This is a genomic window from Enterobacter sp. 148H3, from assembly GCF_034107425.1.
Lineage (GTDB): Bacteria > Pseudomonadota > Gammaproteobacteria > Enterobacterales > Enterobacteriaceae > Enterobacter > Enterobacter vonholyi.
In genome coordinates this window covers 1-1,068 of the sequence record NZ_JAWNEI010000046.1, presented here as the reverse complement: position 1 = coordinate 1,068, position 1,068 = coordinate 1, and the positions used below count along the sequence as shown (strand labels likewise).

At 61.2% G+C, this 1,068-nt stretch carries 2 protein-coding genes; both read right to left on the bottom strand.

Going from position 1 to position 1,068, the window contains the following annotated elements; translation table 11 throughout:
* Positions 1 to 60: 60 nt before the first annotated feature.
* Positions 61 to 954, bottom strand: coding sequence for a P-type conjugative transfer protein VirB9 (virB9, locus tag USH94_RS22435; protein ID WP_111966198.1), 894 nt, complete (start codon positions 952 to 954; stop codon positions 61 to 63).
* The gene (locus USH94_RS22430; RefSeq protein WP_414146666.1) at positions 947 to 1,060 is read right to left on the bottom strand and encodes a VirB8/TrbF family protein; all 114 of its coding nucleotides are present in this window, start codon (positions 1,058 to 1,060) and stop codon (positions 947 to 949) included. The genes virB9 and USH94_RS22430 overlap by 8 nt, the downstream gene beginning before the upstream one ends.
* Positions 1,061 to 1,068 lie beyond the last annotated feature (8 nt).

The following is a 1,068-nucleotide window of genomic DNA, read 5'->3' as shown; positions in this document are numbered from 1 at the left end:
CCCGCTCGCGTGCTTCCGCCTCCAGTTCGGCGGCGGTTTTAATGTCTTCCTGTTCGTTCATCATTTGCTCTCCAGTTTCACGTCCGGTGAGACGGTGCTGCCGTTCGCCACGGTGACTTTCCCGTAACTGCCGTTTTCAATCCCCACGACCTGGCTGCCGTAGCGCAGCACAAAGCGCGGGGAAAGCGAGCGCAGCACCATCACCCGGTAGTTGCCCTCGGTGCTGAAGGTCGGGGTGATCACCTGTTCGCTGCCGCCGACGATAACCGTCGGCGACGGGATCAGCTTCTGCGGGGAAAAGCCGAGATAGGTAAACCGCCCGTCGTCATACGCAAAATCCGGGGTGATGGACGCCGAGCCTGCCGCCACCCAGCGGGTGTAGTTCCAGTTGCGCGGCGCGGTGGATTTCTTCAGGGCAAGCTGAATGCGCTCTTTTTCCTGCGCGGCTTGAAGCTCCTGCTGACGTGCGAGGCGGGCGGCGTCGTTCTGCCTGCGGGTGTCGTCGGGATAGCTGAAGCGCACCACAAAGGCGAGGTTTCCCGCCTCGCGATCGCTGTCGATCACGTTCAGCATCAGGCTATAGTCGCGCTTCGTGGTGGTCACAAACAGGTTGGTCTGCCAGTCCTGCTGAGTGGGGGGGAAAATCTTCTGGACGGTTTTGCCGTGCGCATCCGTGACCGGCTGCTTCACCGGCGCGGGGCTTATGCCCACACGGTTACGGTCGGGCGTGATCGTCCAGCCCTGCGGAAAACCGGCCGTAGCGGTGATCACCTCCTCGTCGGCGTCAAAAACCAGCGTCGTGATGTAGCCCGCCCGCGTGTTGATAACCGTCGTGTTCTGGCTGTTGTAGGGGACGTTCTGCATGCGGCTGTCAAAGGCGCTGCCGCGCGGCGTTGCCGCACCCCATGCTGACGCGACGGTCAGCAGAAGGGCGCACATCAGCACTTTATTCATCGTTTTTCTCCTTAAACCGCTGATAACTGGTGACCGTGAAGCCGAACGGGTTCACCTCGCGCTCGGAGGCCGTCATTTTCTTCTGCGGGAAATAGCGGTAGGTCATGCGAATCG

Coding starts and splice junctions, on each gene's coding strand:
- virB9 (WP_111966198.1), bottom strand. CDS start 954: ATGAATAAAGTGCTGATGTGCGCCCTTCTGCTGACCGTCGCGTCAGCA.
- USH94_RS22430 (WP_414146666.1), bottom strand. CDS start 1,060: ATGACCTACCGCTATTTCCCGCAGAAGAAAATGACGGCCTCCGAGCGC.